The following is a 7,347-nucleotide window of genomic DNA, read 5'->3' on the forward strand; positions in this document are numbered from 1 at the left end:
AACCCTGTGGGCTCAACCGTTCGCCCTGAGCGTGTCGAAGGGTCGTCCAATGCCAAGCGGCTTCGACAAACTCAGCCCGAACGGAGTTGTAACGCTTAAATGAACAGCATTGCGCTTCGCCCGCTTTGCGCCTTGTGCTACATTGCAGCCATGACCTCCGCGAAATTTTATTTTGCTTACTTCTGGTTCTCAAGCGCCTCCGGCGGTAGAGAGATCCTCGCGTAAGCAGATAAATACGCAACAGATTCTTGAAAACCGCCGGACACCCGGCGGTTTTTTTTTGTCCCTTGTTATTTGCCGATGAATTGTTGGATGTTTTAAAAGGAAGCCAGCCATGAATGCCAAAGCCACCCAAGCCAGCGATGCCTGGTATGCGAGTCCCGTCGATAAAACCAGCCAGACAGACGACGAACGCATCAAGGACATCACTGTGTTGCCACCGCCCGAACATTTGATCCGATTCTTCCCGATCAGCGGAACCGCTGTTGAATCGCTGATCACCCAAACCCGCAGCAACATCCATCGCATCATGGCAGGCAAGGACGACCGGCTGCTGGTGGTGATCGGCCCCTGCTCCATCCATGACCCGGCTGCAGCGCTGGAATACGCGCGCCGCCTGGTGGTGCAGCGTGAAAAGTACGCCGACACCCTGGAAATTGTCATGCGCGTGTATTTTGAAAAGCCGCGCACCACCGTAGGGTGGAAGGGCCTGATCAACGACCCTTACCTGGACGAAACCTTTCGCATCGACGAGGGCCTGCGCATCGCGCGCCAGTTGCTGATCGACATCAATCGCTTGGGCCTGCCAGCGGGCAGTGAGTTTCTGGACGTGATTTCGCCGCAGTACATCGGCGACCTGATTGCCTGGGGCGCGATTGGTGCCCGCACCACCGAAAGCCAGGTGCACCGCGAGCTGGCGTCCGGCCTGTCTGCCCCGATTGGCTTCAAGAACGGCACGGACGGCAACATCCGCATCGCCACCGATGCCATTCAGGCGGCTGCGCGTGGCCACCACTTTTTGTCGGTGCACAAAAACGGCCAGGTGGCCATTGTGCAGACCAGCGGCAACAAGGATTGCCATGTGATTTTGCGCGGCGGCAAAACCCCCAACTACGACGCCGCCAGCGTGGGCGCAGCCTGCAAGGAGCTGGAAACGGCCAAACTGCCGGCCACGCTGATGGTCGATTGCAGCCATGCCAACAGCTCCAAGCAGCATGAAAAGCAGCTCGAAGTGGCGCGCGAGATCGGCGCACAGGTGGCGGGTGGCTCTAAACACGTGTTCGGCCTGATGGTGGAAAGCCACCTCCAGCCCGGCGCGCAAAAATTCACCCCCGGCAAAGACAAGGCCAAAGACCTGGAGTACGGAAAAAGTATCACAGACGCCTGCCTGAGCTGGGACGACTCCCTGCGCCTGCTGGATGTGCTGTCAGAGTCGGTCAAGGTGCGTCGCAGCCGCTGAAGTCCCTCTGCAGTCCGCCCTTCGCACCCTCCGTTTAGAGGAGGGGTGGCGGGCCATTTGGTGTTAAATTAATCATTAACTTATTGTTACCTTTTCGTTCTACCGCGCCCGCCCCACTCCCGCCCCAAAGTCTGCTCCATGCACCATGTCTTTTGATCAACCTGTCATCTGGTTAGGTCTGGCTGGCTTTACGCCGGAGCAGCGCCTGCAACTCCATGGGTTGTTGGCTCAGCTTCCCAAAGGCGGCATCGCGTGGAAGTTGTGTGCCTTTGCAGACGCCGATGCGTGGCTGGTCAGCGGCGAGAAATGTCGCCTGGTTGCTGCCGACACCCTGAAAATTATGGCGGGCCTGCCGAGTGAGCGCACGGTGCAGCTTGATCTGGAGCAGGTGGACCGGCCGGTGGCCTTCTCGCTGCCGCTTGTTTCGCGCGAGTTTGACCCGAAACTCACCTTTGATCTGGCCTCCCTGCCCAGCCTGCTCAAGGTGTTGCAGCATTTTGCAAGCTGGTTGCGACCACTGCGCTCGCAGTACGTGTTGGGGGGCCAGCTGATTGCACGCGAAAGCGAATTGTTGCCCGGCATTTACCACGTCAGCCACAACGGCAGTTTGCTGGCGGTGATGGACTTTCACGAATGGCGCATCGGCATCTCACGCAAGGCCGATCCGGTTGATTTTGAGTTTGCCAAGTGGGACCGGCGCCCGCTGGAGGCCCACGATATCCCCGCGCAGTTCTTGCGCAGCAGCCTGACGCAGTTGCGCTGGATCTACGCACAACGCACCGAGCGCGACGTGCTGCCCACCAGGTACCGCAGCCGCCCCATTTATTTCCGCCGCGCGCCGGAGGTGCCCATGCGCTGGTTGCGCGACCCGCAGCTTCTGCTGCTGCGCGAGTTGTCGGTGCAGGCCAGCGACTTTGAGACCCTGCGCCAGCGCACCGGGCTGACGCCGGCCCAGCTGGCGCGCGAGCTTGCCAGCCTTTACTTTGCCGGGTCCATTACCACCACGGCCGACAAAGCCGGCACCGGCGCCTTCACCGCCAGCACCGCCTCCGCCAGCGACGAAAGCCTGCCCGGCAGAAGCCAGCCGGGCCCGGCCAAGCCCCCCCAGGCCGCGCCCAGTGAGCTGGCCGCGCCGCCACGCAGTTTTCCCAAACCAGACCCGACCGCACCCGCCCAGCTAAGCCGCAAATAGCGCGGCCTAGTGTGGTGTTGCACGCTATTTGGCACATAAAAATGCGTCTTTTCGGCCATGGCGGCGTTGCAAATCCGCGCGATACCTACGGGTATCGCTGTGGTTTGCGCCTTGCCCTGACCAAAAATCCATCATTTTTATTTGTGTCATCAAGCATGCAACACCACACTAGCGACTGAGCGCCCGGGTTTCAGCCGATTGCCAGGCGTCGCCCATGCGCCCATGCTGATGGCCATATCCCCAGATTGCGAGGTCAACATGCGCAGCGAAGTCACCGTCACCTTTCAGAATTCCCCGCCCCTGCGCCTGGACCTCAATGAAGTGCAGCCCATGCCACACGATATGGCCAGGCAGTGGCTGGACGAACAGTTCACCCGCATGGGCTGCGAACCCCTGCGCCCCACCGGCAAACTGCTGACAGCCGACAAGGTGCTGGTAGTGGCCCAGGCCGCCGGCCCGCAGCAATTTGCCGATGCCGCATGGGCGCAGGCCTTTGCCCGCGCCGCCAGCGCCGCGCTGGCCAGACCGATGATTCATGTCGATGTGGCGGCCATGGGCCTCACTTACTGAGTGTTTTAGGTCTTTAGCCCTTTATTGACGCGCGTAACCAGCTATCAATCTAATAGCAAATCAGCCAGCCTGAAGCGCTTCCAGCAGACGCGCATGAATGCCGCCAAAACCGCCGTTGCTCATGCAGAGCAAATGGTCACCGGGGCGGGCTGCCGCAGTGACTTGGGCCAGCAGTTGGTCAATGTTGTCGGCCACCTGAGCGCGGGCGCCCATCGGGGCCAGTGCAGCCCGGGCGTCCCAGTCGAGTCCACCCGCATGGCAAAACGCCAGGTCTGCGCTTTCCAGGCTCCAGGGCAGCTGCGCGGTCATGGTGCCCAGCTTCATGGTGTTGCTGCGCGGCTCGAAGATCGCGAGGATGCGCTGAGCGCCGCCCTGGCCTTTCAGCTGGCGGCGCAAGCCGTCTATGGTGGTGTGGATCGCCGTCGGGTGGTGCGCAAAGTCGTCATACACCGTGATGCTGCCGCCGGGGCGCGCCACCACGCCGCGCACTTCCATGCGGCGCCTGACGTTTTCAAAACTCGCCAGGGCCTCAGCCGCCAACGCGGGCGCCACCCCCACGTGGTCGGCAGCAGCTATCGCGGCCAGGGCGTTGAGCTGGTTGTGCACGCCGCTGATGGTCCATTCGACACGGGCAACTTTCTGGCCATCTTTCAGCACATCAAAAGCGTCTGGCTCGCCGGTTGCCGAAAACCCGCTGGATGGATCGCCGCCGAAGAGTACCTGCTCACTCCAGCAGCCCTGGGCCAGCACCCGGGCCAGGCTTTCTTCCCGCGCGTTGACAACGATGCGGCCAGAGCCGGGCACGGTGCGCACCAGGTGGTGAAACTGCCGCTCAATCGCGGCCAGGTTGTCAAAGATGTCGGCGTGGTCAAACTCCAGGTTGTTCAAAATCGCGGTGCGGGGCCGGTAATGCACAAACTTGCTGCGTTTGTCAAAAAACGCGGTGTCGTATTCATCGGCCTCAATGACAAAGGTGTTGCCGCTACCCAGCCGGGCCGACACGCCAAAGTTGAGCGGCACGCCACCCACCAGAAAACCGGGCTGCAGGCCGGCGCACTCCAGAATCCAGGCGAGCATGGCGGTGGTGGTGGTTTTGCCGTGGGTGCCGGCCACGGCCAGCACATGGCGCGGGCCAGTCGCATGGTGCGTCGGGTGGTGCAACACATGGCCAGACAGCCATTGAGGGCCGCTGGTATAGGGCAAGCCGGCGTCCAGAATCGCCTCCATCAAAGGGTATCTGGCTTTGCCACCGGCATCCTGCGCGCGCGACACCACATTGCCCACCACAAACACATCCGGCCGAAAAGCCAGTTGATCCGCCCCATAACCCTCAATCAGCTCAATCCCAAGCCCGCGCAACTGATCGCTCATGGGTGGATACACGCCGGTGTCGCAACCCGTGACCTTGTGCCCGGCCTCACGCGCCAGCGCCGCCAGCCCGCCCATGAAAGTACCGCAAATCCCCAGAATGTGTATGTGCATGCCGGTATTTTAGGAGGCAAGCTGGAGCCAGCACGCACGCCATCGCTTGAGCAGTCAAATCGGCATCTGGCCCTAATGCAGAATGCGTAGCCAGCTATATTTTTCATAGCAAGTCAATGCAGCGTCTGACAATCGCGGGCTGCGCCCGTAGGGGCGCTGCAACTTTATGCCGGCAGCACCGGTCAATCGGGGCAGAATCAGGGGCTGCCCCCACCTGCCCTGCGGATACCCCACTTGAACCCCACTACCCTGAAACTGGACATTGCCGCCACCGCTGCCGCGTTGGTGGTCGAAGAAGGGCTGGAGTACGGCCCCGCCAAACGCCGAGCCGTCAAGCAAATGGGCCTGCCGGCGCGCAGCGAGCTGCCGGGCAATGACGAAGTGGAAGATGCGGTGCGCGAGTACATTGCGCTGTTCTGCGCCGACACGCAGCCAGCCGAACTGGCGGCGCTACGCGTGCTGGCGCTGACCTGGATGGAGCGCATGGCCCCGTTTCGGCCCTACCTGGGTGGCGCGGTCTGGCACGGCACTGCCACCCGGCTATCAGACATTTACATCCAGCTTTTCTGCGATGACCCGAAATCTGCCGAGATTGCGCTGATCGACCATAGCGTGGACTATGAACCGCGCAGCGTGACCGGCTTTACCGGCGACAGCGTTGAGGCGCTGAGCCTGAGCAGCTTTTGCCAGGGCTTGAACGAAAACGTCGGCGTGCACCTGCTGGTGTACGACCATGACGACCTGCGCGGCGCGCTGCGGCCGGACAGCAAAGGCCGCAAGCCGCGCGGTGACATGGTGGACGTGCAAAAATTGCTGATGACCAACCAGGAGACCTCCTCTTGAACCGCCGGAAAGTGCTTCTGGGGGGCGCGGCCGCAGGCGCTGCGCTGGCAGGAGCCAGCCTGGCGTGGCGGCAACTTCAGCCGCACGGCAACCCCGCCGGCCCTGACGCATCCCTCAGCACACGCGACCCGTTCTGGCAGCAAAGCTTTGACACGCCAGACGGTGGCAGCCTGGCCATCGCCAGCTTTTCCGGCAAACCACTGTTGGTGAATTTTTGGGCCACCTGGTGCCCACCATGTATTGAGGAATTGCCGTTAATTGACCGTTTTTACGTAGAAAACAAGGCTAAAAGCTGGCAAGTTCTTGGTTTGGCGGTGGACCAACCCAGCGCAGTACGAGCCTGGCTACAGCGCAAACCCCTGAACTTTCCAATCGCCATGGCTGGCTTTGCAGGCACAGAGCTCAGCAAATCGCTGGGCAATCTGACTGGCGGCCTGCCGTTTACCGTGGTGTTTGGCGCTGATGGTCAGTTGCTGCATCGCAAAAGCGGCAAGGTGACCGAGGAAGACCTGGCGCAGTGGGCGCAACTGGCGTGAGACGCATGGGCGCAAGCTTTAATAAACGGCTGTTTCTGGGTTAAAGTCTGGGCTTCACCGGCTTGGTCCGGCACGGAGGCGGCGTCCAATGAGCGTACTGGTATTACACGGCCCCAATTTGAACCTGCTGGGCACTCGGGAGCCGGAAATTTACGGCTCGACGACTTTGGATCAGATCAATGCAGGTTTGGTCAAATTAGGCGCAGATCGCGGCATATCGCTGCAAACCTTTCAGAGCAACCATGAGGGCGCGCTGCTGGATAGAATTCATCAGGCGCGCACCGACGGCACCCGCTTCATCGTGATCAATCCGGCGGCCTTCACCCACACCAGCGTCGCCCTGCGTGACGCCCTTGCCGGAGTGGCTATTCCATTTGTGGAAGTCCATCTCTCCAATGTGCACAGGCGCGAAGCCTTCAGACATCACTCTTATTTCTCTGACCTGGCCGAAGCCGTGATGGCGGGTTTTGGTCCGGCAGGCTACCGCTATGCGGTAGACTTCGCCTTTTCGCGTTTGGCCAATTCAGCCGAATTGATCAAACTAACCGACTCTTAGGTGCTGAAGGCTGAACAAGGCGGAATTTAGACACACTCTGCGCCCAACCTGCCAGTTGTACCGTCAGCAAAATAACAATCAGGGGTAGGCCTCACAGGCGCCCACTGCCGTTGGAGAAACCATGGATCTGAGAAAACTCAAAACACTGATCGACCTCGTTTCGGAGTCGAATGTGTCTGAACTGGAAATCACCGAGGCCGAAGGCAAGGTCCGGATCGTCAAGTCAGGCGGCACACCCATGGTGATGCAGGCCCCCATGGCCATGATGCCGGCACCGGTGGCCGCCCCGGCGGCCGGCATTCCGGCTGCGCCTGTCGAAGCCGCGGCACCCGCCGCGCCGGCAGGTCATGCGGTCAAGTCCCCGATGGTCGGTACCTTTTACCGCTCGTCCAGCCCCGGCGCCAAGGCCTACGTGGAAGTGGGCAGCCAGGTCAAGGAAGGCGAGACCATCTGCATCATCGAGGCCATGAAGATCCTCAACGAGATTGAGGCCGACAAGTCCGGCACCATCACCCGCATCCTGTGCGAGAACGGTCAGGCGGTGGAGTACGGACAGTCGCTCTTCATGATCGAGTGACCGCCGCATGTTCAAAAAGATACTGATCGCCAACCGCGGCGAAATTGCGCTCCGCATCCAGCGCGCCTGCCGGGAGCTCGGCGTCAAGGCCGTGATGGTGTATTCCGAGGCCGACCGCGAGGCCAAGTACAT

The 7,347-nt window shown here is 61.1% G+C and carries 9 protein-coding genes; 8 read left to right on the forward strand and 1 reads right to left on the reverse strand.

What is annotated here, in order from left to right; genetic code table 11:
- Positions 1–334 precede the first annotated feature (334 nt).
- From Q8L50_RS01240 to Q8L50_RS01250, 3 genes are all read left to right on the forward strand, one after another.
- Positions 335–1,459: a 3-deoxy-7-phosphoheptulonate synthase gene (locus Q8L50_RS01240; RefSeq protein WP_305346827.1), complete on the forward strand. Its 1,125-nt coding sequence runs from the start codon at positions 335–337 to the stop codon at positions 1,457–1,459.
- A gap of 145 nt (positions 1,460–1,604) precedes the next feature.
- The gene (locus Q8L50_RS01245) at positions 1,605–2,651 is read left to right on the forward strand and encodes a hypothetical protein (protein WP_305346828.1); all 1,047 of its coding nucleotides are present in this window, start codon (positions 1,605–1,607) and stop codon (positions 2,649–2,651) included.
- A 258-nt stretch (positions 2,652–2,909) separates the two neighbouring features.
- Complete coding sequence (locus tag Q8L50_RS01250; RefSeq protein WP_305346836.1) at positions 2,910–3,221, forward strand: hypothetical protein; 312 nt, start codon at positions 2,910–2,912, stop codon at positions 3,219–3,221.
- A 60-nt stretch (positions 3,222–3,281) separates the two neighbouring features.
- On the opposite strand, the gene mpl is transcribed toward Q8L50_RS01250, so the two are convergent.
- On the reverse strand, positions 3,282–4,703 hold the full coding sequence (mpl, locus tag Q8L50_RS01255; RefSeq protein ID WP_305346829.1) for a UDP-N-acetylmuramate:L-alanyl-gamma-D-glutamyl-meso-diaminopimelate ligase: 1,422 nt from the start codon (positions 4,701–4,703) through the stop codon (positions 3,282–3,284).
- A gap of 234 nt (positions 4,704–4,937) precedes the next feature.
- Between mpl and Q8L50_RS01260 the strand changes: the two genes are divergently transcribed.
- From Q8L50_RS01260 to Q8L50_RS01280, 5 genes are all read left to right on the forward strand, one after another.
- Positions 4,938–5,546: a hypothetical protein gene (locus tag Q8L50_RS01260; protein WP_305346830.1), complete on the forward strand. Its 609-nt coding sequence runs from the start codon at positions 4,938–4,940 to the stop codon at positions 5,544–5,546.
- A complete protein-coding gene (locus Q8L50_RS01265) occupies positions 5,543–6,082 on the forward strand; it encodes a TlpA disulfide reductase family protein (RefSeq protein WP_305346831.1) in 540 nt (179 codons plus the stop codon). Before Q8L50_RS01260 ends, Q8L50_RS01265 begins: the two co-directional genes overlap by 4 nt.
- Positions 6,083–6,170: 88 nt before the next feature.
- Entirely contained in the window at positions 6,171–6,638 is a 468-nt protein-coding gene (gene aroQ, locus Q8L50_RS01270) for a type II 3-dehydroquinate dehydratase (RefSeq protein WP_305346832.1), read from the forward strand.
- A gap of 121 nt (positions 6,639–6,759) precedes the next feature.
- Entirely contained in the window at positions 6,760–7,215 is a 456-nt protein-coding gene (gene accB, locus Q8L50_RS01275; protein ID WP_305346833.1) for an acetyl-CoA carboxylase biotin carboxyl carrier protein, read from the forward strand.
- A gap of 7 nt (positions 7,216–7,222) precedes the next feature.
- On the forward strand, positions 7,223–7,347 hold a 125-nt coding region (locus Q8L50_RS01280; RefSeq protein ID WP_305346837.1), incomplete at its 3' end, for a biotin carboxylase N-terminal domain-containing protein.

Source organism: Polaromonas sp. (genome assembly GCF_030680935.1).
Lineage (GTDB): Bacteria > Pseudomonadota > Gammaproteobacteria > Burkholderiales > Burkholderiaceae_C > Polaromonas.

Excerpts from the sequence above, each read along its gene's own strand:
- Q8L50_RS01240 (WP_305346827.1), top strand. The coding sequence starts at position 335 with ATGAATGCCAAAGCCACCCAAGCCAGCGATGCCTGGTATGCGAGTCCC.
- Q8L50_RS01245 (WP_305346828.1), top strand. The coding sequence starts at position 1,605 with ATGTCTTTTGATCAACCTGTCATCTGGTTAGGTCTGGCTGGCTTTACG.
- Q8L50_RS01250 (WP_305346836.1), top strand. The coding sequence starts at position 2,910 with ATGCGCAGCGAAGTCACCGTCACCTTTCAGAATTCCCCGCCCCTGCGC.
- mpl (WP_305346829.1), bottom strand. The coding sequence starts at position 4,703 with ATGCACATACACATTCTGGGGATTTGCGGTACTTTCATGGGCGGGCTG.
- aroQ (WP_305346832.1), top strand. The coding sequence starts at position 6,171 with ATGAGCGTACTGGTATTACACGGCCCCAATTTGAACCTGCTGGGCACT.
- accB (WP_305346833.1), top strand. The coding sequence starts at position 6,760 with ATGGATCTGAGAAAACTCAAAACACTGATCGACCTCGTTTCGGAGTCG.